The sequence below is a fragment of the Bacillus sp. LQ01 genome, from assembly GCF_057624735.1.
This window is the reverse complement of sequence record NZ_JBYEZL010000001.1, coordinates 1,879,943-1,905,269: the sequence shown is the minus strand read 5'-3', so window position 1 is coordinate 1,905,269 and position 25,327 is coordinate 1,879,943. Positions and strand designations below refer to the sequence as shown.

At 32.0% G+C, this 25,327-nt stretch carries 23 protein-coding genes and 1 pseudogene; 16 read left to right on the top strand and 8 right to left on the bottom strand.

Features of this window, described 5'->3' with window-relative positions:
* Positions 1 to 233: 233 nt before the first annotated feature.
* From AC22L0_RS09910 to pulA, 3 genes are all read left to right on the top strand, one after another.
* Entirely contained in the window at positions 234 to 2,186 is a 1,953-nt protein-coding gene (locus AC22L0_RS09910) for a bifunctional metallophosphatase/5'-nucleotidase (RefSeq protein WP_001171075.1), read from the top strand.
* Positions 2,187 to 2,526: 340 nt separating this feature from the next.
* On the top strand, positions 2,527 to 4,230 hold the full coding sequence (locus AC22L0_RS09905) for a M4 family metallopeptidase (protein WP_087967053.1): 1,704 nt from the start codon (positions 2,527 to 2,529) through the stop codon (positions 4,228 to 4,230).
* Between the two features lie 484 nt (positions 4,231 to 4,714).
* Positions 4,715 to 7,273: a type I pullulanase gene (pulA, locus tag AC22L0_RS09900; RefSeq protein WP_087967055.1), complete on the top strand. Its 2,559-nt coding sequence runs from the start codon at positions 4,715 to 4,717 to the stop codon at positions 7,271 to 7,273.
* 320 nt (positions 7,274 to 7,593) lie between these two features.
* Here the strand turns inward: pulA and AC22L0_RS09895 are convergent, their stop codons facing one another.
* Complete coding sequence (locus tag AC22L0_RS09895; RefSeq protein WP_139894523.1) at positions 7,594 to 8,595, bottom strand: alpha/beta hydrolase; 1,002 nt, start codon at positions 8,593 to 8,595, stop codon at positions 7,594 to 7,596.
* A gap of 571 nt (positions 8,596 to 9,166) precedes the next feature.
* Here AC22L0_RS09895 and AC22L0_RS09890 point away from each other — a divergent pair.
* On the top strand, positions 9,167 to 10,597 hold the full coding sequence (locus AC22L0_RS09890) for an ABC transporter permease (RefSeq protein ID WP_087967059.1): 1,431 nt from the start codon (positions 9,167 to 9,169) through the stop codon (positions 10,595 to 10,597).
* A gap of 11 nt (positions 10,598 to 10,608) precedes the next feature.
* Positions 10,609 to 11,286: an ABC transporter ATP-binding protein gene (locus AC22L0_RS09885; RefSeq protein ID WP_000447855.1), complete on the top strand. Its 678-nt coding sequence runs from the start codon at positions 10,609 to 10,611 to the stop codon at positions 11,284 to 11,286.
* Between the two features lie 292 nt (positions 11,287 to 11,578).
* Here the strand turns inward: AC22L0_RS09885 and AC22L0_RS09880 are convergent, their stop codons facing one another.
* The 4 genes and pseudogenes from AC22L0_RS09880 to AC22L0_RS09865 all read right to left on the bottom strand — a co-directional run bounded on the left by AC22L0_RS09880 (position 11,579) and on the right by AC22L0_RS09865 (position 14,410).
* Positions 11,579 to 11,761: a hypothetical protein gene (locus tag AC22L0_RS09880; protein ID WP_000273232.1), complete on the bottom strand. Its 183-nt coding sequence runs from the start codon at positions 11,759 to 11,761 to the stop codon at positions 11,579 to 11,581.
* Positions 11,762 to 11,962: 201 nt separating this feature from the next.
* Positions 11,963 to 12,238, bottom strand: a pseudogene (locus tag AC22L0_RS09875) (DinB family protein); the annotation flags it as partial.
* A 41-nt stretch (positions 12,239 to 12,279) separates the two neighbouring features.
* The gene (locus tag AC22L0_RS09870; protein WP_033690233.1) at positions 12,280 to 13,731 is read right to left on the bottom strand and encodes a sensor histidine kinase; all 1,452 of its coding nucleotides are present in this window, start codon (positions 13,729 to 13,731) and stop codon (positions 12,280 to 12,282) included.
* Positions 13,732 to 13,744: 13 nt separating this feature from the next.
* Entirely contained in the window at positions 13,745 to 14,410 is a 666-nt protein-coding gene (locus AC22L0_RS09865; RefSeq protein WP_000800726.1) for a response regulator transcription factor, read from the bottom strand.
* 440 nt (positions 14,411 to 14,850) lie between these two features.
* Here AC22L0_RS09865 and AC22L0_RS09860 point away from each other — a divergent pair, with 440 nt between their 5' ends.
* The 4 genes from AC22L0_RS09860 (at position 14,851) to AC22L0_RS09845 (ending at position 17,686) form a co-directional block, all read left to right on the top strand.
* Positions 14,851 to 15,543 (top strand): HAD family hydrolase, encoded by a 693-nt coding sequence (locus AC22L0_RS09860; protein ID WP_000540714.1) that lies wholly within the window; start codon positions 14,851 to 14,853, stop codon positions 15,541 to 15,543.
* A 204-nt stretch (positions 15,544 to 15,747) separates the two neighbouring features.
* Entirely contained in the window at positions 15,748 to 16,116 is a 369-nt protein-coding gene (locus tag AC22L0_RS09855) for a DUF4180 domain-containing protein (protein WP_000403462.1), read from the top strand.
* Positions 16,117 to 16,224: 108 nt separating this feature from the next.
* On the top strand, positions 16,225 to 16,728 hold the full coding sequence (locus AC22L0_RS09850; protein WP_135238632.1) for a MepB family protein: 504 nt from the start codon (positions 16,225 to 16,227) through the stop codon (positions 16,726 to 16,728).
* A gap of 190 nt (positions 16,729 to 16,918) precedes the next feature.
* Positions 16,919 to 17,686: an arylamine N-acetyltransferase family protein gene (locus AC22L0_RS09845; protein WP_000202805.1), complete on the top strand. Its 768-nt coding sequence runs from the start codon at positions 16,919 to 16,921 to the stop codon at positions 17,684 to 17,686.
* A gap of 20 nt (positions 17,687 to 17,706) precedes the next feature.
* On the opposite strand, the gene AC22L0_RS09840 is transcribed toward AC22L0_RS09845, so the two are convergent.
* Positions 17,707 to 17,889, bottom strand: a complete 183-nt coding sequence (locus tag AC22L0_RS09840) for a hypothetical protein (RefSeq protein ID WP_001147161.1) — start codon at positions 17,887 to 17,889, stop codon at positions 17,707 to 17,709.
* A gap of 143 nt (positions 17,890 to 18,032) precedes the next feature.
* Here AC22L0_RS09840 and AC22L0_RS09835 point away from each other — a divergent pair, with 143 nt between their 5' ends.
* The 4 genes from AC22L0_RS09835 (at position 18,033) to AC22L0_RS09820 (ending at position 21,604) form a co-directional block, all read left to right on the top strand.
* Complete coding sequence (locus AC22L0_RS09835) at positions 18,033 to 18,686, top strand: YdeI/OmpD-associated family protein (protein ID WP_000110844.1); 654 nt, start codon at positions 18,033 to 18,035, stop codon at positions 18,684 to 18,686.
* Between the two features lie 126 nt (positions 18,687 to 18,812).
* A complete protein-coding gene (locus AC22L0_RS09830; RefSeq protein WP_000844389.1) occupies positions 18,813 to 19,928 on the top strand; it encodes an NAD(P)/FAD-dependent oxidoreductase in 1,116 nt (371 codons plus the stop codon).
* Between the two features lie 217 nt (positions 19,929 to 20,145).
* Positions 20,146 to 20,586: an NUDIX hydrolase gene (locus tag AC22L0_RS09825; RefSeq protein ID WP_001202618.1), complete on the top strand. Its 441-nt coding sequence runs from the start codon at positions 20,146 to 20,148 to the stop codon at positions 20,584 to 20,586.
* 358 nt (positions 20,587 to 20,944) lie between these two features.
* Positions 20,945 to 21,604 carry a protein kinase family protein gene (locus tag AC22L0_RS09820; RefSeq protein WP_000026533.1) on the top strand — a complete coding sequence of 220 codons (660 nt, stop codon included), beginning with the start codon at positions 20,945 to 20,947 and terminating at the stop codon, positions 21,602 to 21,604.
* Between the two features lie 189 nt (positions 21,605 to 21,793).
* On the opposite strand, the gene AC22L0_RS09815 is transcribed toward AC22L0_RS09820, so the two are convergent.
* Both AC22L0_RS09815 and AC22L0_RS09810 read right to left on the bottom strand, forming a co-directional pair.
* A complete protein-coding gene (locus tag AC22L0_RS09815) occupies positions 21,794 to 21,973 on the bottom strand; it encodes a hypothetical protein (protein WP_000026326.1) in 180 nt (59 codons plus the stop codon).
* Between the two features lie 91 nt (positions 21,974 to 22,064).
* A complete protein-coding gene (locus AC22L0_RS09810; RefSeq protein ID WP_000587708.1) occupies positions 22,065 to 22,322 on the bottom strand; it encodes a hypothetical protein in 258 nt (85 codons plus the stop codon).
* Positions 22,323 to 22,458: 136 nt separating this feature from the next.
* Here AC22L0_RS09810 and AC22L0_RS09805 point away from each other — a divergent pair, with 136 nt between their 5' ends.
* From AC22L0_RS09805 to AC22L0_RS09795, 3 genes are all read left to right on the top strand, one after another.
* The gene (locus tag AC22L0_RS09805; protein ID WP_087967063.1) at positions 22,459 to 23,889 is read left to right on the top strand and encodes a PQQ-dependent sugar dehydrogenase; all 1,431 of its coding nucleotides are present in this window, start codon (positions 22,459 to 22,461) and stop codon (positions 23,887 to 23,889) included.
* Positions 23,890 to 24,090: 201 nt separating this feature from the next.
* Entirely contained in the window at positions 24,091 to 24,663 is a 573-nt protein-coding gene (locus AC22L0_RS09800) for a YybS family protein (RefSeq protein WP_087967065.1), read from the top strand.
* A gap of 32 nt (positions 24,664 to 24,695) precedes the next feature.
* Entirely contained in the window at positions 24,696 to 25,259 is a 564-nt protein-coding gene (locus AC22L0_RS09795) for a GNAT family N-acetyltransferase (protein WP_087967067.1), read from the top strand.
* Positions 25,260 to 25,327: the final 68 nt, after the last annotated feature.

Here is a 25,327-nt window from a genome sequence, read left to right as displayed (position 1 = left end):
ATGATATGTCCTTATTTTGAAAGTACTCTTCACACGCTTAAGGAAGGGGTATTCTGTCAGGAAACGATAAAATACAATTCTGTTAGGGGATGTATGCAATTTATTCTCTTTATTTTGCAACAGAACCACCTTCAAAATTATCTTTTGTAGTTGAAGTTTCCTGAATAATAAGTTACATTTTTAAAGTTCAAGCAACTTTATGAAAGTACAAAAAGGGGAGAAATATTATTATTATGCAAAAAATGAAATGGAAGAACTATGTATGTTACTTTGTAATTCTATTACTGCTTGGAACAGCAGTAATAGTCAAACCACCTATCTCTAAGGCTGAGGAATCTGAAGTTAATATCACATTGTTAGGTACTGCAGATATTCATGGTAGATTTATGCCTTGGGATTATGCGCTTGATGGAGCAAATATGAGTGGAAGTTTGACGCAGCTTTATACGGTTATAAAGAAGGTCCGTCAAGAAAATCCAAATACCATATTAGTAGATGCTGGGGATACAATTCAAGGAAACTCAGTAGAATTATTCAACGATAAACCACAATCGCCAATGATGGTAGCGATGAATACAATGGGATATGACGCCTGGGCATTTGGAAATCATGAATTCAATTTTGGATTAGATACATTGAAAAAAGTTAGTGAGCAATATAAGGGAAAAACGTTAGCAGGAAATATTTATAAGGAAAATGGAGAGCGCTTTCTTCCTGCATATACAATTGTAGAAAAAGGTGGAATTAAAGTTGGGATTATTGGTATGAATACACCAATGATTAGTGATTTTGAAAAAGGGACAGATCACTTAGATGGTTTAGTGGTGAAAAATCCGGTAGAAGAGACGAAAAAGGCAATTAAGGAATTAGAAGGTAAAGTAGATGTAATGGTAGGAGTTATGCATATGGGATTAGAAAATGAGAATGGTATCCCTGGTACTGGTGTTCAAGATATTGCAAATGCTTGTCCGGAACTAAGCGCTATTTTTGCGGCTCACATGCATAAACTTGTAAAAAAAGAAGTTGTAAATGGCGTAATTATTACAGAACCAGATAAATATGGAACACATATTTCACGTATTGACCTTACTTTTACAAAGCAAGATGGGAAGTTGACTTTAAAAAATAAAACTGCTACCGCTATACCTGTAAAAAATGCTGATGGAACAACGATATTATCTGATCCTACACTTGAAGAAGCATTAACACCTTTTCACGAATATGCGAGAGGAGATGCAAATGTTGTAGTCGCTCAATTAAAGGGTAGAAATCTTGTTCCTGAAAATGAAATAAAGGGTATTCCAAGTGTTCAGATTCAAGAAACACCTTTATCAGATTTCTTTCATGAAGTCATGCTCTACTACAGTAAAGCGGATGTAGTAGCCCATCAAATTGATAATGATTATGCCCGTTTAGATACAGGTCCTATTAAGAAAAAAGATATTGCGTACAATTACCAATATGCCTTGGGAGAAATTACAGTATATAAGATTTCTGGAAAAGATTTAAAAGACTATATGGAATGGGCAGCAGGATATTTTAACTCATCTCGTGCCGGAGATGTAACCGTTAGCTTTGATAAAACCCGCCGTGCATCTAAATACAGTACGAACGATTTCTTTGGAGGCGTAAAATACGAAATTGACTTAACAAAACCATATGGAAGCAGAATTACAAATTTACGCTCTATTCGTACAAACAAACCAATCAAAATGAGCGATGTTATGACGCTAGGAATGAATGCATATAGAATGGAGGCTCTTCAGGCAAAAGGGGGAGCTTTAGAGGGGCGTAAGTTTGAACAAATTTGGTCATCTAAACAAGAGAATGCATTTGGAGAAACAGGCGGAACCATTCGTAACCTTGCTATTACATATTTAAAAGAGGTAAAGAATGGTGTATACACTCCAAAAGTTATGCGTAATTGGAAAATTACTGGTGTAGATTTACATTCTTCAGAGCATAAGGCTGTAGTTGATCTCGTGAATAAAGGGATTTTAGAAATTCCAAAAACAGAAGACGGAAAATACACAAATATAGCATCTATAAATACGAAAGACTCAATTTCAAAAGAAGAAATTGTAGCACTCTCACAAAAAGCAAATATTAATCCAAATGAGTTTAATCATACAAAGACAAAAGGTGAATTTTATAAAAAACTTAATAGGATTACTAAAAAAATATAAATTATAAGGTTTCTTATAGTAATTGTTATTTTAATAGCATTAAACCCACTCTTACAATAGTAAAGAGTGGGTTTTTATGTTGTTATTTAGATGTAAGTATACTTTTATTAGAATGAATATAGATAATTAATAACTAACCAATTGGATGAGCGTCTATAAGGATTCTCTTTTATTCGAATTAATGTACATATGTGTTCCGTTCATTATTTATAATATTGACCACAATTTATGTAATTTTGCATAATGTTACATAAATTTCGTATTTTCTCTTTTTTCCGACAGAAATAGACAGTATACTTTGTACAAGCTTTCTATTTCAAAAATTATACGAGGTGAAATAATGAAAAACAAAAAGACATTAACTAAGGTAGCATTAACAACAGGATTAGCTTTAACAGCTGTGGCACCATATGGCGTAGGTCATGCAGAGGAAACAGATCAACTACAAGTTCAAATTCAAGAGGAATCGTTCCGTTCGGGTGAACTTACACAACCGTCACAAAAGGCACCAGAAAATGTAGTAAAGGATGCACTTAAGGAGAAAACAGAACAAGCTCTGTCCCAAAAACAAGTCAATGGAGAAGCAGGAGTAGATTATAAAGTTCTTCAAAAACGTGGTTCGTATGATGGAACTACACTTGTGCGTATGCAACAAACATACGAAGGAAAAGAAGTATATGGCCATCAATTAACTGCACACGTAGATAATAATGGTGTTATTAAAAGTGTTTCAGGTGATAGCGCGCAAAATTTAAAACAAGAAGAATTGAAAAAACCTATTAATCTATCAAAAGATGAAGCAAAACAATTTATTTATACGAAGTACGGGAACGATCTCAAGTTTATTTCTGAGCCAGAAGTTAAAGAGGTTATTTTTGTTGATGAAAATAATGGACAAGCTAAAAATGCATACCAAGTTACCTTTGAAGCTGCAACACCAAACTATGTTTCTGGTACTTATTTAGTAAATGCACAAAATGGTGATATGTTAAAAAATATGGTACAAGAATCTAACTTAAAAGCCAGTGACAAACTAGTTGGAGCTTTAAAGAAAAGTAAACAAAGCAGTCTTACATCATTAACTGGAACAGGAAAAGATGATTTAGGTATTTCTCGTTCATTTGGTATCTCTAAACAAAGTAATGGCAAATATGCTCTTGCTGATTATACAAGAGGGCAAGGAATTGAAACATATGATGTGAATTACAGAGATATTACTAAAGAAGAAAGCTATTATCCTGGTACATTAGCGACTAGTACTTCGGCAACATTTAACGATCCAAAAGCAGTAAGTGCTCATTACTTAGCAACAAAAGTATTTGATTTTTATAAAGATAAATACAAGCGTAATAGCTTTGATAATAAGGGACAAAAGGTAGTTTCAGTTGTACACGCTTGGGATTCTGAAGAGACGAATGATCCGAAAAATTGGCAGAATGCATTAAGTGCTAATAATGGAAGTATGCTTGTATATGGCGATCCTATTGTTAAAGCATATGACGTAGCTGGACATGAATTTACTCATGCTGTTACTTCTAGCGAATCTAATCTTGAATATTACGGGGAATCCGGTGCGATTAATGAGGCATTATCTGATATTATGGGAACATCTATTGAGAAATACGTAAATAATGGAAACTTTAACTGGACAATGGGAGAACAAACAGGATCTGTTTTCCGTGATATGGAAAACCCAGCTTCTGTTCCATCTTCACTAGGAGTACCTTATCCAGATGATTACAGTGAATTTAACGATTTTAATGGATGGGATCAAGGCGGTGTTCATTTTAATTCAAGTATTATTAATAAAGTTGCGTATCTCATTGCGAAAGGCGGAACTCATAACGGAGTAACTGTTAAAGGAATTGGTGAAGATAAAATGTTTGATATTTTCTATTATGCAAATACAGATGAGTTAAACATGACTTCTAATTTCAAAGAATTGAGATCAGCATGTATTCGAGTGGCAACTAATAAATATGGTGCGAATACAGCTGAAGTTCAAGCAGTTCAAAAAGCATTTGATGCAGCAAAAATTAAGTAATTTAGAAATATAGTTCTCATTCATATATTAATACATTATGAAAAACAGCTAATGTCATTTTAAGGATATTAGCTGTTTTTTTACGTAGCAATGTATTATTGAAAATAAACTGACTAAGCAATAATGAGGCGCTTTCTCTTTAAGAAGTAGTGACAAATCAATAAGGTTTAAAGTGTATAAAAACAGAAAATTAATAATATATTGACCTCTTGATAGAAAGTCTATAAAATGAAAGCGATAACAAACGATTGCTTTAAAATGATTTCCCTGATCTTTTAGTATTTACAAATATATGAAGGCATAAACAAATCTATTTTTTTAAGCGTTAATGCAAACGCTTTCGTATTAAAAGGTCATTGAAATACATACGTGAAAATAGCCAATATGGAGGTGAAGTTAAAGAGATTTCTAGATAAATTTAAGCAGTTTTATTCAGTGAAAGCATAATAAATCGTTAGTAATATTTGAAGAAAGGGTGTATGTGGTGCAAATTACAAAAAGATTAATTAACAAAACAGTTTTATTACTTACTTTAATCATTATGTTATCATCTGTTTTCTCTTTTCAGAGTGTGAAGGCAGTTTCAAATTCGAAAACAACTGAAATTATCATTCATTACAAAGAAAAGCTTGGAAATACAAAAGACTGGAATCTTTGGTTATGGGGAGAAAATGCAAATGGTACATCTTATGAATTTACTGGTGAAGATGAATTTGGAAAATACGCTAAGATAAAAATAGACGGTGACTATAATCGTGTAGGATTTATAGTTCGAACAAATGAATGGGAAAAAGATGGTGGGGATCGTTGGATTGAAAATATAAAGGACGGTCGTGCTGAAGTATGGATTCTTTCGGGTGATGAAAAAGTATATAACTCTAAGCCTTCATCGGATCTCTCAATTCAAAAAGCAACTATTGATAGTTTCAATGAAATTACTGTAACGACTAATGTCCCGTTTCATATTAAGGAAAAGAAAATTGAAATTGAAGGCATTAAAATTAAAAATATTACTCCTTATGATACAAACAGTGGAGATATTACTAATAAGGTTAAAATAATTACGGAACAGAAAATTGATTTAAAACAAACATACAAAGTTAAAATTGAAAACTTAGCTGATACGAATACTGAAATTGGTAAAGTCATTCGTAGCGAGGAATTTGATAATTTATTTTATTATGGTGGCAACGATTTAGGAAATACATATACTCCGCAACATACAAAGTTCCGTTTATGGGCTCCTACTGCAAGCGAAGCGAAGTTAGTTACATATAAAAACTGGAACGATAAAATAGGTGCTGAAATAAACATGCAACAAGGTGAAAAGGGAACTTGGACAGCAGAACTAAAGGGGAACCAAAAAGGGCTCTTTTATACGTATAAGGTCAAAATTGGTGATAAGTGGGCTGAAGCGGTTGATCCATATGTGCGTGCTGCTTCTGTAAATGGCGATAAAGGTGCAGTCGTTAATTTAGAAGAAACAAATCCGAAAAAATGGAAAGCAAACAAAAAGCCAAAATTTAAAAATCCGGAAGATGCTATTATTTATGAGTTACATGTACGCGATCTTTCCATTCAACCTGAAAGTGGTATTAAACAGAAAGGGAAGTATTTAGGTGTAACAGAAAAAGGAACAAAAGGGCCAGGAGGTGTAAAAACAGGACTTGATCATATAAAGGAGCTTGGTGTTACTCACGTTCAGTTTTTACCGATATTTGATTATGCTTCAGTAAATGAAGAGACTTTAAATGAACCGCAATATAACTGGGGATATGATCCTAAAAATTTCAACGTTCCAGAAGGCTCCTATTCTACAAATCCTTATGAGCCAACTGTTCGAATAACTGAATTAAAGCAAATGGTTCAAACACTACATGATAATAATCTTCGAGTAGTGATGGATGTAGTATATAACCATATGTATAATGCTGCTGAATCTAATTTTCATAAGTTAGTTCCAGGTTATTATTATCGTTACAATGAAGATGGAACATTTGCAAATGGAACTGGAGTAGGAAATGATACTGCTTCAGAAAGAAAAATGATGAGGAAATTTATGATAGATTCCGTAACATATTGGGCAAAAGAATACAATTTAGATGGATTCCGTTTTGATTTAATGGGTATTCATGATTATGAAACGATGAATGAAATACGTAAAGCTGTTAATCAAATTGACCCTTCTATTATACTACACGGAGAAGGATGGGATTTAAATACACCTCTTGCAGCTGAGTTGAAAGCAAATCAAAAAAATGCAGAGAAAATGAAAGGGATTGCTCATTTTAACGATAATATACGTGATGGGTTGAAAGGTAGTGTATTTGAGGAAAAGGAAAATGGTTTTGTAAATGGAAAGCAAAACATGGAAGATCGTATTAAAAAAGGCATTACAGCAGGTATTGACTATGATACAAATTCGTCTACCTATCAAGATCCTGAACAGGTATTAACTTATGTGGAAGCACATGACAATCATACATTATGGGATAAACTTGAGTTAACTAATCCAGGTGACAGTGAAGAAATGCGAAAACAAATGCACAAATTGTCTTCTTCAATTTTATTAACATCACAAGGGATTCCATTTTTACATGCAGGGCAAGAGTTTATGCGGACGAAATACGGTGATCATAATAGTTACAAATCTCCAGATTCAATTAACCAGATGGATTGGCTGCGCCGTGCAACGTTTAATAATGAAGTAGATTATATGAAGGGTTTAATAGAATTACGCAAAAAGTACTCAGCTTTTCGAATGACATCTGCAGAGCAAATAAAAACACACGTATCATTTATTGATGCTCCGAAAAATACTGTAGCTTATACAATAGAGGGGAATAAAAATGAATACTTTACAGTGGCTCACAATGCAAATAGAGAAGCTGTTGAAATAACACTTCCATCGAAAGGTCCTTGGAAAGTACTAGTAGATGGGAAGCAGGCGGGAAGTACACCACTTTATGTTGTCCATGACAATAAAATTAAAGTTCCTGCATTAAGTTCATTTGTCTTAAAAACAGAGAAACCGATTAAATAAAAGCGAAGAATGTGGAAATAAATACTGCATTGAGCAAATTTAACAAGGATTGCAAATGAAAAAAGCGAAGTGAAAACAACCTTCACTTCGCTTTTAAAATTAATAGAGCATAATTTCACATACTGTAATTAAATTATAATTCAATAAAGAACAACCAAAAAGAGAAGAACTCATCAAGATTCTTCTCTTTTTAATATGTCATTAGGATATCTTTCATTTTCTAATCGTGTATGGATTAGCGTGACGATGATTTATATATGTGATTGGTTAAAAAATGAAAAATTACAAGTATAAGATTTTGTACTTAGTAATCTCGCGATTTAAGGCATGACATTGGATAAGTGTGAGGAGTTCAATCGATTTTGAATAAAATCAATAGTATCAGTTGCAATTTTTTTACGTTTAAGAACGATCCCGGCATGCCCACATTTATAAATATATCGTGGAGGTCTTTCCCAAGATTCCCACAAGTAGTCTGTATCCTCAGAATGCACATATAGATCATGCTTACCTGAAATTAATAAAATATTTTCTTTTTTTACTTTTGGCAATGCTTGACTCGGTTCAGTGATTTTCCAATAATCTATTAAATCATCATACGTAACACCATGATGTTCCAAGTCTTCTCTAATAAATTTACCTGGAGTTGTATTCCAAATCGAATAAGAAAGTCGATTTGCATAGAAAATGGATGCTAATACATCAATTTCTTCTTCAACAAGAGAGGTTAAGTTAGTAATAAATCCGCCTAAACTAATTCCTATTAGAATCAGGGGCCCCTTTTTATTTGCTTTAATCCATTTAATCAAAGCTCGTAAATCAGCTACCGCTTGTCTAGTTGCTTGTAATGTTCGTTCAATATTTGCACTTACCATATACTCTCCACTGAATAAGGATTGATCGGGTTTTCTTTCAAAATGATAGGGTAGAGTGAAATAATACATATTCCACTTCAGGCTGGTCATATGATCGTGGAATATTTTTTTCACACGTTCGTTAGAATCCATTCTCCAACCGTGAACAAAGATAACATGAGGTGCATTTTCATTTTTATGTAAGAATAATTCCCCAGTTACAGAGTCGTTGTGTGAATCACCGGATTGAACCGAACTTTTATAGTTGAATTGCCCAACTATGTATTCATTTTCCTGCTTTGAATGCTTAATGTCAAAATGAAAATGTGATGGTTTTACTTTATAAAAAGATTCTATGTTCTTTATATTTAATGAAGTGTTAGAAAGGGAAGTAAACTGAAACGCTACACTTCTTTTTTTGTGTAAATCATATAAGGAGTACCGATCAATGAGTTTTGAAAAAATCAAATTAACCTCCTCCAAAATACATATTGTTTAAAACATAGACAAAATTTATGTTTTAAATTAATTAGGAAATATTCTCTTTTCCTAATAGTAGGTGCTTGAATTATAAAAATAGGTGATAAATTTGCATATTATATTATAAAGCTTACAATAAATAATTTATACTAAAATTTAAGAAGTAAGTTAATATTCTTATCCTTATAAAAGAATGTTAACTTGTTTCTTTTCTTATTAAAAGATGTAATTTCTATGAGGAACTTAACAATTCCCATCTAGATATTCACAAATAGCTTCTCTATATTTATTGTATAGAAATTATACAATAAATATATTTTTTATATTATATACATTAAATTAAGCTTAACCTCTCTTTTCTATAAGTCTCTTAAATTGACTAACTCCTTACCAATATTCAAAAACGACTGCATTTTTGAATTTGTGTTCTAGTTTTTCTTGAACAGGTAAATGAATAACTACACATAAACTCCTTATATCTCTAGTTAAACTACCGATTAGCTCCATATAAACTCTAGATAACCTATATAGAATACAAGTTATCAAGGAGGTAAGAAAAATGAATTTTATGAAACGAGCAATTCTCAGTATGAAAAAAAGGATAGGAACATCATTAATTTTGATGGCAGTTTTTCTGATTGTTACAAATTTGGTTCTTTCAGGTTTCACAATCCAAAATGCATCAAAAAAAGCAGCGGATGCTGCAAGAAAAAAACTTGGTGCAGATGTTACTTTAGGTCTTGATTTCGACAAAATAGGTCAAAAAGCTAAGGAAACTGGAGAAATGCCAAATCCGCCGCAGCTCGATGCAAAAGAAACAGATCAATTAGCGAAGTCCAAGTATGTAAAAGATTATAATTACATAGCTAACACTTTCGGTATTTCTGATGGGCTTAAACTAGTAGGAGCTTCAGAAGGAGAAGAAGAAGGAAAAGGTAAAGTGGGAATGACGGCTGCGCGAGGCGGTTCAAGCTCTGGTACAGAAATAGATATGAATGCTTCTTTTATGATTGAGGGAGTTCGCAAGACTGCATTACAAGAAAGCTTTAAAAACGGAAAAAGTAAAATCATTGATGGAAAACCAATAACAGAGCAAATGAAAGATCAGAATGTAGCTTTAATGGAAAAACGATTAGCGGAATTAAACAATTTGAAAGTAGGAGACAAAGTTAAAGTACAATCAGGGGATAAGAAGGAAACTCTTGAGGTTGAAATTATCGGCATTTACGAAACAAATGAGCAAGCAATGGGTCAACAGGCTCCTCCTATTATGGATCCAGCTAATAAACTATATATGCCGCATTCAACTATGAAAAAATTAGAAGTAGACCAAGGTATAAGTAGTGGTCAAGTCGTGTATTTCTTGAATGATCCACAATATATTGATGTATTTAAAAAAGAAGCAAAAAAATCTAACATTGATTTTAATTATTATAAATTAGATGCGCATGATTCATTGTACAAGCAAATGATTGGTCCTATCGAAAATATCTCTTCGACTTCTCAAATGATTATTTATATTGTATCGATTGCAGGTGCAATTATTTTAGGATTAATCATTATGCTATCAATTAAAGGACGTCGTAAAGAAATGGGAATTCTATTGTCTATTGGAGAGAAAAAGTGGAAATTGATAGCGCAATTCGTAGTAGAAGTAGTGTGTGTCGCTATTTTAGCATTTGGATTATCCATAACAACAGGAGCTAAAGTTTCTCAATATATCGGAGATAATTTACTTTCGAATGAAATTGCTACTGCAAGCGAAGAAACAGATACTTCGCAACATGGTACTGTAATGATGGCTGGATCTGGTGGTACTCTACAAAATCAAAAAGAAGAACCAATTGATAAAATTGATGTAAGTGTAACAGGAGAAGATGTAGGGAAAATGGGTGGAATTGGACTAGCTATTGCTATAATAGCAACGCTTCTTCCAGCATTATCTATTCTACGTTTAAACCCAAAACAAATTCTTTTAAAAGATGAATGAGGAGGCTTAATATGGAGACGATTTTACAGTTTAAAAATTTGGATTATTATTATGAAAGTAATGGGAAAAATGTAGCGATACTAGATAATGTTAACTTTTCTTTTCAAAAAGGACATTTCTACACGATTTTAGGACCATCTGGATCTGGTAAAACCACAACTCTGAGCTTAGGTTGTGGACTGGATGTCCCTAAAAATGGTTATGTACTGTATAATGGTAAAGATATTAGAAAAATTGGCTTGGATCGATACCGTAATCAAAATGTATCTGTAATTTTCCAATCTTATAATTTGATAACCTATATGACAGCTCTTCAAAATGTCTTAACAGCAATGGAAATTACGGGTGTTAAAGTGCAAAATAAAACAGCAAGAGCATTAGAATTGTTAGAAAGGGTAGGACTCACAGAAGTTGAAGCGAAACGAAACGTCCTGCAACTAAGCGGCGGACAACAACAGCGTGTAGCAATTGCTCGAGCACTATCTTGTAATGTTGATTTACTGATTGCAGATGAGCCGACAGGAAACCTCGACGAGGAAACTGCAATGGATATAATAGAACTATTTCAAGAACTTGCACATAAAGAGAATAAATGCATTATTGTTGTGACGCACTCACAGGAGGTTGCTAAAAAATCAGATCGTGCAGTGTATTTAAGTAAGAAGAAGTTGGTCGTAAATGAAATCTAATATAAACATCGTAGCTTTTTAATTCACATAATTTTCAAAATCTAGACCTTTCAAAAGCTTATATTTGATTTATAATAAAATCAAGCCATAATCAAAATGGTCTCCCTGTACTGAATGTTAAAATAGTTTGTTGTTCCCGTTTTAATAATATAATAAAAAGAACTTGTAGGATATTCTACAGGTTCTTTTTATTATAATTGGTTACCTATATCATGGGATAATCACACATAAAAAACGGGACATTACCTAGATGTATGACCTAAATATCGTCCCGTTTACCTACTCTGTATAGTTATTGCAGAATTAAACCTACAATCATAATTAAACTAAATACTATTATCCAACCAAACGCACAATAGCCAAAAATTCTAATCCATTTAGGTAATTGATGCATGTTAATTTTATTTGTGGGAACTCCTTGCATAGAAAACATCATTTTTTGATCTCTATCTCTATTATTTTGTTGTTCATACATACTATCATCACCTTTCCAGAACTATTGCGTTTATAGTATATCAGCCTAAAGAAAATTATGTACAGAATAAGAAGGGATAGCATAAATATTATGTGGTGAATTTTATAAATAAATGCATTTAATTGCCATGGTTCTAAGCGCTAATTCGTTATAAATACTGAAAAAGAGCACTACATAAATAGGACTCATTTTCTTCAAATATTAAGTTGCTGGATATAAATCAGAACCAAGGTAACGTTCTTTTATAATTTGAAGATGATGAAGCTCATGACCAGCAATAATGTATGCTAATGCACGAACTGTAACTTCAGAATTATTCGCATTTCCTCTTTGTGACCAAGCTTCTTTATCTAAGCTTCTAAGTAAATGCAGGGTAGATTGGCGAACAACTATTAAATTCCCAAGAAGATCTTGCATAGATTGCTTATCAAAAGCAGCTCTAAGAACATACATATCATCAAATGAAAAACCTGTTAATAAGTTTATACTTACTATAAAAACAAACAAACTCGTCCTATTTAAAGGAGAGTTTGTTTGTTTTTATGTTTAGATAATGGAATACTCATGCAAAATTGCACACTATGTTCCATATTTTTCATTGAATACTTTATATCTAGTGTTTCAAGAATTTGTTTAACAATATATAGCCCCAAACCATTTCCTCCAGTATTTCGATTTCTCGATTTTTCAATTCGATAAAATGGTTTGAAAATTTGTTGTAAATCTTCATCTTTAATATTGACACCTGTATTTATAATTTGCATTTTGATTTGACCTTGTTTCGAATCCTCACTTAACTTTATATAGACTTTTTCATTATGTGGTGAATACATAACCGCATTGTGTATAATATTTTTACATGCTTTTTCTAAAAGAGCACAATCTGTATAAATAGAAAGGTCAAAATCAATTTCTTTTATTATTTCGATGTTTTTTTGAGAAGCAAAAAATTCGAGATCTTTTGTAATTGTACCTATTAATTTTGAAAGATTAACTTTCTCTACTTTTAGTTTGAAGGTGTGTTGTTCTAATTTCGATACGCTTAAAATTTCACGAACTAATTGTTCCATACTTTCAATAATTTGATGATTCTTCTTTAAATATTGATCGCGATTTTGATAAGGGCCAATATTGTATATCATTCCTTCTAAGTATCCTTTCATTACAGTAAGAGGGGACTTTAATTCATGTGCTACAATCGCAAAAAACTCTCTGCGTTTTGTTTCTATTTCTCTTTCTTTTTCAATATCATTTTTTAATTGTTCATTTGCTTTTTTTAAATCAAACATAGCTTGTTGTAAGTTAATAGACATGTCATTCAAACTATTAGATAATTCTCCTAACTCATCTGTAGAGCGAACCTCAATTTTTTCGGAGAAATCTAAATTTGCCATCTTTTGTGCACCTTCATTAATATAAATAAGTGGCTTTGTAATAAACCTGGAATAAAAATAAGCACTCCCTATACCAATAACGAGCACAATGATACTAATATAGGGGAGAAAGCGTACTAAAACCTGTGAAGCTTCATCAATCGGTTGAAATGTAGCAAACACTATAAGCGTTAAACTACCATCTTGGAATTGAATTGGTTTCGTAACATTATATGAATTGCTGAGGGTACTTGCATTCTCGAATCGTGTTGCTTTAGTAACTACTGTTTTTTGCGTACCACTTTGAATAAAAGAAAATGAAGGAGAGTAAATAATTACTCCTTCTTTATTTTGAAGATAAAGCATCGCATTATTTTTTTTGGCGTATTCATCAAAAAGTGGTATCGCATCTTGAAACGTAAGATTTTTAGACTTATCAATGATTTCGTTTATCCCTGTTTGAAGTTGATCTGTTTTATATTGCTCATAAAACGTAGGGAGAAAGAAGTATAAAGTTAAATAAATCAATACTGCAAAGGATAATAAAATGAGAGATGTAGTCATAAAGAGTTTATAAGTAATTTGCTTCATTTTCATGAGTTTCACAATACTATTCATCAATTTTATAACCAATACCCTTTATTGTTTTAATATAAGGGATAGCTAATTTTTTGCGTAGGTTTTTAATATGTGTATCAATTATTCGTGTTTCTCCAAAATAATCGTAACCCCAGACTTTCTCTACGATATTTTCTCTTGTAAGTACTTTTCTCTCATTTTGAAATAGTAGTTGTAGAATTTCAAACTCTTTTGTCGTTAATATAATTTCAACGTCATTTACATATACTCTATATGCATCCACATCAATACGCACTTCTTTAAATATCAAATGATTATTTACATTTTTATCATAACTTCTTCTAAGTACAGCTTCGACTCGTCTAATCAAAACATGAAATGAAAAGGGCTTTGTTATATAATCATCGATCCCAAGGTCGAATCCTTTCATTTGATCTTCCTCTTCTTCCAACGCAGTTAGCATAATAATTGGTACGTTTGACTGACTTCGAATCATTTTAGAAACTTCAAACCCATTAAGATTGGGCATCATGACATCTAGAAGAATTAAATCAAATGATTGCTTATTAAATTGTGTCATACCCTCTAGTCCATCTGAAGCGACTATCACTGTATAATGCTGCGTCATTAAAAATTGTTTAATTAATTCCTGAATTTCTTGATCGTCCTCTACCACGAGAATATGATAGTTTTTCATAATATCACCTCTGGTAGTCATTATAGCCGTACTATCTGGAGTTTATGTGGAGATACAATAGGAACTTCATAGGACGTTTAACGTATTAGCTTCATTTTCAAGAATGTGTATTCTCCAAAAAATATGATTAGCCATATTCCTTTTTATGAAAAAATAATTGTATGCTTGAAAAAACTTATCGTATGAAAAGCTGAACGATTTATATTTCTAAAAAACCAATGTATAATATTGGGAACTGCATGTGATTTCTTAAACTGTGTGAACATATACTTTCGCTACTTACTAGAAGGGGAAACGGAAATGAATTTCAATATAAAAAAAGCTAGCGAAATTATAGAGTGTACTTCACAAACTTTAGAGTTTTTTGCTAATTTAGTAAACGATTAAGGTGTGAACTAAGGATTATTTAAATCATGCGAGAAAGGTTGTGAAATTATTTGATGGGTTATAAAGCGATGCTGTTTGATTTAGATGATACATTACTTGATAGGGATAAAGCAGTAGAGGCATTATTTTTAATTGTTTTAGAAAAGTGTTATGAAAATGTAGATGGTGCGGCTAAAAGCAACATGTTACAGAAATTCAAAGAATACGATAAAAGAGAATATGGCATAAGTAATAAAACGACAGTTTTAGAATCATTGTTTGATGAATTCACGCCAAGGTATAGATTGCCACGCAATTACATCCAAGATTTTTGGAATAATAATTTCCCTAGATGTTTTTCAATAGACCAAAATACTATTCATTTCTTAAATCAAATAAAGAAGCACTTTAAAGTTGGAATTATAACAAATGGCTCAACTCAGAGGCAAAAAGCTAAAATATTTAACACGAATTTAAATAGGTATTTTGAAACAATCATTATTTCTGAAGAAGTGGGATTTAGTAAACCTGATAAACGTATATTCGAACTAGCATTAGATAAGCTAAATTTACAACCGGAAAATACTTTATTTGTTGGGGATGACTTAGAAAAGGATATTGCTGGTCCTCAAAATGCAAATATAAAAGGTGTGTGGTTTAACCCTCAGAAAATCAAGAATACTACCAAAATACAACCATATGCCGAGATTAACACTTTGGATAGTTTGTTAAGTTATGTTACTCCACAATATTTTTATAACAAGTAAAAGTAATTCCATATATATATTCAAAAATATAAAAAAAGAGAAACTATCATTAATTTCATTGACCGTATTAGTAATAAAAAAATATATATTTACAACAAAAAATAGAGGCCATTTTAATAGCTGAAGCTAATTTAATCCATGATTAATACGAAGTTTTGTAAAACAATTTTACTCATACTGTATAAATTATAAAGGGGTGGGACTATGGAAATAAAGAAAGTAGTAATCGATGGAATCAATATTGCGGTCATTAGGAACGATAAGGTATTAATATCGGATGTTCAGTCTGCATTAGATACTATGGCAACAGTTCAATATGAGGTAGATGCGAAACATATTATTATCCATAAATCTTTAATAAGTGAAGATTTCTTTGATCTAAAAACACGGCTTGCGGGCGATATCCTTCAAAAATTTATAAACTACAAGGTAAAGATTGCTATTGTTGGAGATTTCTCTATGTATACTAGTAAAAGCTTAAAGGATTTTATTTATGAATGTAATAAAGGAAAAGATATTTTTTACTTAGCAACTGAACAACAAGCAATTGAAAAACTAAGTACATTAAAGTAATAATTATATCCTGCTAAATTCCCCCATTTCACTTAGTTCATGATTATATACGATATAGAAGAACTGATGTTTGTGGTAAACTAAGAGATGAATAAAGGGGGAGTTTTCTTGAACAATTTTAATGATACGATCCGAGATTTAAACAATATAGTTTACAAACCTAACAATTTAATGATTACGAATATAAAAGAAGAAAAGCAAAACGCAGAATATGCAGGATGTTTATTCCACTTAAATAACAAAACCATTCGTTTTAGAAAATCAAAAGTTACTCCTAATAAAATTGGTCAATTTGTTTCTTTTTGGGAGAAAGATGAAAATATGCGAAATAGAGCTTTCTCTTATGAAGCTGCTCCTGATTTATTAGTAATCACTTGTATTGCTGATAATAAACTAGGACAATTTATTTTTCCTAAAGAGATTCTTCTTAAAGAAAAAATATTGAGAACACAAAGTCAAACAGGGAAAATGGCAATGAGAATTTATCCTGTTTGGGATACCACTGTTAGCAATCAAGCTAAAAGGAGCCAAACGTGGCAACTTCACTATTTTGTTGATTTAAGTGATATTAATAATTTGCCTATAGATAAACTATTAAATTTATATTCGTAGCTTTTGATTTTCCCCAAAAAGAAGTAATTACAGAAAAGACATTTGTAATGACGCCTTCTATTAATTTACCTTGTGAATCTTAATTTTTGTACCGGTACAGTTAAATGAAATGTACATTGTTACAGTGCCCCTTAAAATTTACAATCAGCATATATTATTTAAACTTATAAATTTTTAAGGGGTGCTAATTATGACAAGTTTACAAAATCAGCTTTTCACAAGATTAAATCTTAAAAAACGTAATGAAGTAACGTTTGAAGAATTACCTACTATACTCTTTTCATTTGCACACACTATACCATTTGAGAATTTAGATGTTATAGCACGAAATACGAATCAAATCTCTCTGGAAAACTTACGAGAGAAAATTTTAACTAGTTCCCGTGGTGGACTTTGCTACGAATTAAATACTCTTTTTTACTATTTCTTAAGAGACTGTGGCTATGATGTACAACTGGCATTAGGTACGGTTTATAAAAACGATATAAATGCATGGGCACTTGAGGATGGCCATATAACAATTATTTTAACTTATGATAATGTACAGTATTTAATTGATGTAGGTATAGCTTCGTTAGTACCTCTTGTTCCTGTACCTTTTACTGGTAAGTCTGTTTCTTCAAAAAATGGTTCGTACCGGGTGAGACGAAAAGATACGAGTAAGGGAAATTATGTTTTAGAAAGAATAGATACTGATGGAGAATGGAAAGTTTGTCATGCTTTTTATAAACATAATATTGATGAGATAATAGTAAACGATGTTCAAAGAAGAGTGATAGAAGATGAGAAGTCTATTTTTAATAAAGGACCAATTGCAGTAAAGTTGACGAACTCCGGTCATATTTCATTAACGAATACAAGTTTAACTGAAGCTATTCGTGGGGAAAAAACTAAGCATGAAATTACAGAAGATCAATATAAAGAGTTTTTATATACTTTATTTGCTATTAAGTTATGAATAATAAAGATAGCCGGTTCTTATTCAGAAGCGGCTATCTTTATTATTTTTGGTGTAAATGGTTTTCTTCTAATATGTTTCGGAAACTGCGGTATAGTTAGTGTTTTTAATGTTTTCTCAGCTTCTTCATATGTATGAAAAATTGGTTCTTTTCCATCATCCCCTTGTAAAACTAGCCCTTCATCTCGAATTACATATGGCATAAAACCACCCCATCTAGTAAAGAATTATGTTCTTTTGCAGCAGAATAATACGATTTAAAGTTTGATTTTCTTAATACATATAATACACTAGAACAGTACGAAAAAGTATGTACAATGAATTTTGAATGTAAAGGAAGATTATTATGTCAGTTATTGATAAATTGAAACTTAATAAGTATACAAATATGGTCGTTATTAACGAACCAAGTGATTATGACATTTTTACAGGTAAAGAAACTGCATTCTCAAAAGAACACGATGCTATCTTTATATTTGTAGAAACGCTTGATGAAATGGTGAAACAAACGAATTTTATTATTAGTAATGAAGAATTACTAATTGAAAAAGGTTACGTATTCTTCGCATATCCGAAAAAAGGTAATGCTCGTTATAGTACGTTTATTCACCGTGATGAGATGTTTCCGGCATTAAACGTTGGAGAAGATGGTTATGTGGGAGAAAGCGACATTAAATTTGCACGAATGGTAAGTATGGATGAAGTCTTTACTGTTGTAGGTTTAAAACGCGAGAAGAAAAAAACAACGAAAACATCTGCTATGAGTCAATGTGTTGCCGATTATGCAGATCGAATTAAAGATGTTGAAGCATTATTAGCTAATCATCCGAATGAACTTAAGTTTTATCAAAGTTTAACGCCTGGATATCAGAAAGATTGGGCACGTAATCTTTTTTCTGTAAAACAAGAAAAAACACGTGAAAAACGTCTAGAGAAAATGATAGAGATCCTTTCACAAGGCTATAAAACAATTGAATTATTCCGTAAGAAGAAAAAATAATGATTAAGAAAGTCACAATGCTGCAACAATTAATTGTGATGAGTACATTGAAAAAAGCATTCCTTCCATTATACTAAGGAATGTTCTTATATTTATATAATTAGCAAAAGAGAAAAGGTGTTTGAAATGAAATCGTATATTGTAGTTGGATCTGGAATTTTAGGAGCGTCTACTGCTTATCATCTTGCTAAGGCAGGTGCGAATGTTACTATCGTGGATCGCCAACAATTAGGACAAGCAACTGATGCAGGAGCAGGTATTGTATGTCCATGGCTATCGCAGCGTCGTAATAAAGCATGGTATAAAATTGTTAAAGGCGGTGCACGTTACTATTCTTCGTTAATTCAGCAATTAGAAGAAGACGGTGAAACTGACACAGGATATAATCGTGTAGGTGCAATTAGTTTACATACTGACGAGAAAAAGTTAGATCAAATGGAAGAGCGAGCTTATAAACGACGTGAAGATGCCCCAGAGATTGGTGAAATCACTCGCTTATCAGCTGAAGAAACAAAAAAATTATTCCCAGCATTATCAGACGAATATAGTTCTGTTCATATTAGTGGTGCTGCACGAGTAAATGGAAGATTATTACGCAATGCATTAATAAGTGCTGCGAAAAAACATGGTGCAACTTTAATAAAAGGCGATGCTATATTAGTCCGTGAAGGAAATCATATTACGGGAGTTACAGTAAACGATGAAACAATTTTAGCAGAAAAGGTTATTGTAACTGCAGGCGCATGGGCGAATGAAATCTTGAATCCATTAGGAATTAATTTCTTAGTTACATTCCAAAAAGGACAAATTGTTCATCTGCAAATCGAGAATACAGCAACAGAAAATATGCCAGTTGTTATGCCACCGAACGATCAATATATTTTAACGTTTGACAATGGGCATGTCGTAATTGGTGCAACACATGAGAATGATACTGGTTTCGATCATCGTGTAACAGCAGGTGGTTTACATGAAGTATTCCATAAGGCATTAGCAGTTGCACCTGGCTTAGAAAATGCTACAATGCTTGAAACGAGAGTTGGATTCAGACCATTCACACCAGGATTCTTACCTGTTATCGGACCACTACCTAACTTTGAAGGAATTCTCGTTGCGAATGGATTAGGAGCTTCGGGTTTAACAGCTGGTCCATACTTAGGAGCGGAACTTGCTAAATTAGCGCTGGGACAACCAATTGAGTTAGATTTAAATGATTATGATGTTGCTGGCGCAATTGAATAATATAGGGTACTGCTAACATTTAGGAAGAACCATGCTAAACAAATTCGACAAGGAATAAGCAGTTTTCCCTCTGTTAAGAGTAAGCCTGTTTATGAAAAATAAAATTCTTTAAAAATAGAAGGCCGACATTATAAACCTGCATTAATAATGTAGAATTGTGATGTCGGCTCTTTATTTATATTTATTTAAAACTTATTTTTTGAGAGGAGCTTAAACAATGAGAGCGCCATATCAAGTATTGATATTTCCTTATATAAAAACTACTGATTCCATTCAATATGCTATTTTCAACCGAAGTGATTATAGTTATTGGCAAGGAATAGCTGGTGGCGGAGAAGTCGGTGAGATTCCTATTGAATCAGCAAAACGGGAAGCGTTTGAAGAGGCTGGTATTACAAGAGAATGTCCATATATACAATTAGATTCTGTGTCTTCACTACCAGTAGAGGATGTAGTTAGAGGATTCCTTTGGGGAGAAGAGGTTTATGTAATAAAAGAATTTTCTTTTGGAGTTAAAGTCCCTACAAAAAACATATCATTATCTAAAGAACACTTTAATTATAAATGGTTATGCTTTGAGGAAGCAGTAACGCTTTTGAAATGGGATAGCAACAAAACAGCATTGTGGGAATTAAACAAAAGACTATTAAAACAATAAAAGTTTTTGCTAACAAAAATAGTTGTGGAAGAAGAATTGAACCATTAACAAACCCTTGCTACACTTCTAAACAATATTTTATAGATTTGGCATGGGTAATGAACGAAGAGAACTTGCACGAAGAAAAGCCCTATACAGTTGCCTCTGAAAAAATGAAAATAGTTAGAAATATTTTTATATCGTACGGTTTTTGACTATGAATAACGAAATAAATATTAAGTATTCAACAGTTCAAATAAAACGAGTCAGCTTTTTATTTTAGGAAGAAAGATGACTCGTTTTATGCTAAAATTCGCTTAGTGTATATTTTCGTTAAAATGTGGGTGGGCCCCCTTTTAGCAAAACCGGAGTGGGAATGATGAGTATAAATAGTTTTGTGGGATTGATAAATGACGAATTATTAAAAGAGGTAAGTATAAGAAGTGAGGATGAATTCGAGCCTGTAGTAGTTAAAGATATTCCTAGACTTTGGAAGTGTTTAGGAACAGGTAATTATGCCGCAGTATTCATGCACAAAGAATACAAAGATTGGGTAGTGAAAGTTTACGTGCGAGAAGGAGAAGGAATTGAAAAAGAGTCAGAAGTATACCGAAGAATTGGAGATCATCCTTCTTATTCAAAGCTTATATATAAAGGGGAAAATTTCATAGTATTGAAACGTTTAAAAGAAATTACCTTATACGATGCTATTCATAAGGGTATTAAAATTCCTAAGCAAGTAATACTTGATATTAATGAGGCTTTAGAGTATGCGAGGGAACAAGGGTTAACTCCTTGTGATGTTCACGGGAAAAATGTGATGATGGAAAAAGGAAGGGGATATGTAGTCGATGTATCTGATTTCTTAAAAATAAAAGAAGATAGTAAGTGGAGAGATCTAGAAAAGGCATATTTCACCTTTTATTTTCCTTTCATATATAAATTGCCTTTCCCGGTTAAAATACCGTATTTTATGTTAAACATTGTTAGGCGTTCGTATAGAAAATATAAGAAGCTTAAAAAGAACTTCAAATTATAAAAGGACCATATATGTTCCTGAAAACGAGTTAAATTCACATAAATAACTCTAGAAAAATTTCAAATTTTGTTTAGGGGCTATTTCAAGACCTTAGCTTGCTGGGCATATGGTGTTACCTCAAAAAATAAAAAGATTAGGAGTAAATCCTAATCTTTTTATTTATACATATTTTTGTTAGTTATATCACTATCAATTCCAAAACGGGACATTTTGAATAAATGAAACCGTCAAAATAAGTGTTGATGCGGAACCAGCAGTTACTAAAGTTACTATTTTTCGTCCATTCTGTTCTTTTGAAGGTTTTATAAGTTCTGTAATTAACACAATCCATATTATGATAGATACTATTGAAATAATATTTATAGACATATGTAACACATCCCTTCGTGTTTTTACATAAATATTTCTTCTTTTATAAAATAAAAGCAATTTAACAAGAAAATATGTAACGCATTAAAAATCAATATTTTTCTGTTAAACCACCTTTTTTAAATAGAAATACGACTGATAAAACGATAACAACAGCCTTCAAACTGCCCCAATATGGATAAATAGCATGATCTGTTAGACTAGCATGCTGAAAAATATTCTCTAAACCGAAAATTCCTATCATGACTGCTAAAAGAAATGAAGCTGATCCATACGTCCCTTTACGATAGAGGGTAAATAAATAGACTGTGAAAATCAGTGGTAAGATGATTTGTAGTACGATTATCATAGTTCGTCCCCCAGATTATTTATAATTATATTATATACAAAATTGTAATAAAAAGGAATGCGACTTATTTGATACTAACAGAACTACTCTAATCATATTCTTCTATAAAAAAGAAGAAAAAGGGGTGTACAGTTAATTGACAAAAGTTAAAGTTAGTTTACGACCCATTGTTCATAACGTAAATTTACCAACTGTATTGAAAACAACGATACTTCCAGGTGAATCGACCGAAAGACTATTTATCGCAACTCAATTAGGGGAGATTTTTTACATAGGGGACGGAGTTATAAAGACATTTTTAGATATTCGTCACCTAATTATTAAATTAGGTACATTTGAAGAAGGTGTTTCTAGTAGCGGTTATGATGAACGCGGATTGCTTGGACTTGCGTTCCATCCACAATTTTATCAAAATGGGTTATTTTATCTTCATTATTCAGTAGCTGGAACTCAAGGGCCAGGTGCATTTTCTGAGCAATTTAAACCGAATCCTTGTGACCCTAAAACGTTAAATTTAAAGTGGTTTAATAGAAATACGCAATATGATCACATTGATACAGTGGAAGAATGGACTTTACAATCTAATGGTCAAGCTCAAAAACGACGAACATTACTGAATGTAAGAAGACCATTTTTTAATCATAACGGAGTCAATAGTTTAAACTTTTCACCTGAGACTGGAAAACTTATTTTTACAAATGGAGATGGCGGATCAGGTTATGATCCATTTAATTTAAGCCAAGATGATTTAGAAATAGCAGGAAAAATAATTGAAATCGATGTAAGTAAAAATACATTTATAAATAACCCTCCTGTAGTTACACGCTTTAATGAACTTCCTTTATCTATACAAGAAACACTTACAGTAATTGCAAAAGGAGTACGTAATATAACTGGCATTTCATTTCAAAGGTTTTATAATCAATATATCAAATACGCCGGAAATGTCGGACAAGATATTGTAGAGTCTATTTTTTCATTTGTTCAATATAAACCTATACCGGTAACAGAACTTGTTCAAATGCATTTTATGAGGTTAACTCTCAATCAAGATGGGTTTATCAATTTTGGGTGGCGAGGATGGGAAGGGGATTTGCCTACTTCTTTTATACGACATTGTTCTGAGAATCAGACTTTGGATGAGAGAACAATGGTTTATTATGATGAAACAATACAAACTTCAGTGAAGCGTATTCTGCCTCTACTTAGTTATTTTCATAAAGATTCTAGAACAGATAAGTTTGGAGGAACTTCACTTACAGGAGTTCAGCCATATATGGGAAATGCAATTCCAAATTTAACAGGTAGCGTTGTTTTTACTGACCTTGCCAAGAAAGGAGAATCTCAGTCTCCAGTTAAGGGTGTTTTAGCCTATACTAGAGCAGGTACAGACGGTAAACATGCTGACTTTTATGCTATTGAAACCAATTATGATTTTGGTACGCAACCAGCTTATTATATGAGTTTAGGAACAAATTCGGATCAAACTAAATTATATTTAGGAGTTTACAGTTCTATGAAAGTAACTGATTTTAACAAAGGTACCATTTTTGAAATTATTCCTTGATACGATATAAATTCTCAGTTTAAAAACATAAAGAGTTTATTCTGCTTCCAAAACGCACAACTTGACTTGTCCCCCTAAAAATCTTCAATCTATAAGTATCTATTATATAGTGATTTATAACTAGTAGAAAGCAACTCATAAACCAAAAGTGTATGAATAATATAGAAAGTAATGAATGTGGTATCTTTAGGGGGTATTTTAATGAATTGGTTTGTACGTTATTGGTATCAACTGATAATAGAACATGATACGAGCTTTGTTCATAAAAGAAAATTGTCCCTTGCGAATAAGTTAGTATTTACAGCTTTGATGAGTGCATTGGCCACCATGTTTCAAGCAGCTGGGAACTTAGTTCCTGGTATAGGTTTGCTCATTAGTCCATTTTCGACATTACCGATTTTTTTTGCTATTTTCTATTCTATTCGTGAGGGAATACTTTCTTATATTCTTACTATTTTTCTATTATTTATTATTGAGCCCAGTGAACTAATTGTCTTTCCTTTTACTACAGGCTTATTAGGTCTAGCCTTAGGAGTATCCTTTTTAAAATTAAAGAGGAGAATTTGGATTGTTTCTTTTTCAGCAACTTGTCTACTTATAGGTATTATGATCGTTCTCGATGTTTTCCACTTTCCGGTACTTGGTCCTGCTGTTCATACAACTATGGATATAAAAATTATTTTATCAATATTTATAATGAGCTTTCTATACTGTTGGATTTATGCAGGTTTTTGCAGAATAATGATGAATAGATTATATAAAGTGTTGTATTGACAATGGCATAATGAGGATTGGAGATTGAATTCATGACTAACGTTGCAGTTAGAAGACCGAATTTGAATGATGTAGATGAACTATATTTATTTTTCCGTATAGTTATTACGAATACATACAAAAATGAAGGATTGTCACAATTATTAGATGACATAGAAAATGAAATTAACTCAAAAAAGCAGTATTTGAAAAGTGACTTTGATAGTAACGGAGAAAGTCGTTACTTTTTATTAGCAATTGATACAAGTAACGATAAAATCATTGGAACAATCGAAATCGGTCCAGCAAGTACATTGGTTAATAGTTGTACAGGTGGTGTACTTAAAAATTTGTATGAAATAGGAACTGTATTCATACTTCCGGAGTATCAGAGAAAGGGAATAGGGAGTTTATTACTACATACAATGTTTCTTACATTACTTAGCAGAGGGATAACAGAATATTGTTTAGATAGTGGATATAAAAATGCGCAAAGTATATGGATGAAAAAGTTTGGAAAACCTAGCTATGTATTGAAAGATTACTGGGGAGAATCCAGTGATCATATGATTTGGAAGAAAAGTTTACATGATACACCTATAATATTTGAATTATAAAATGAAATATGCCTCTGAACATAGCTTTTCTTACTTATGTATGCTATTATTTATCTTTATAATAAAAG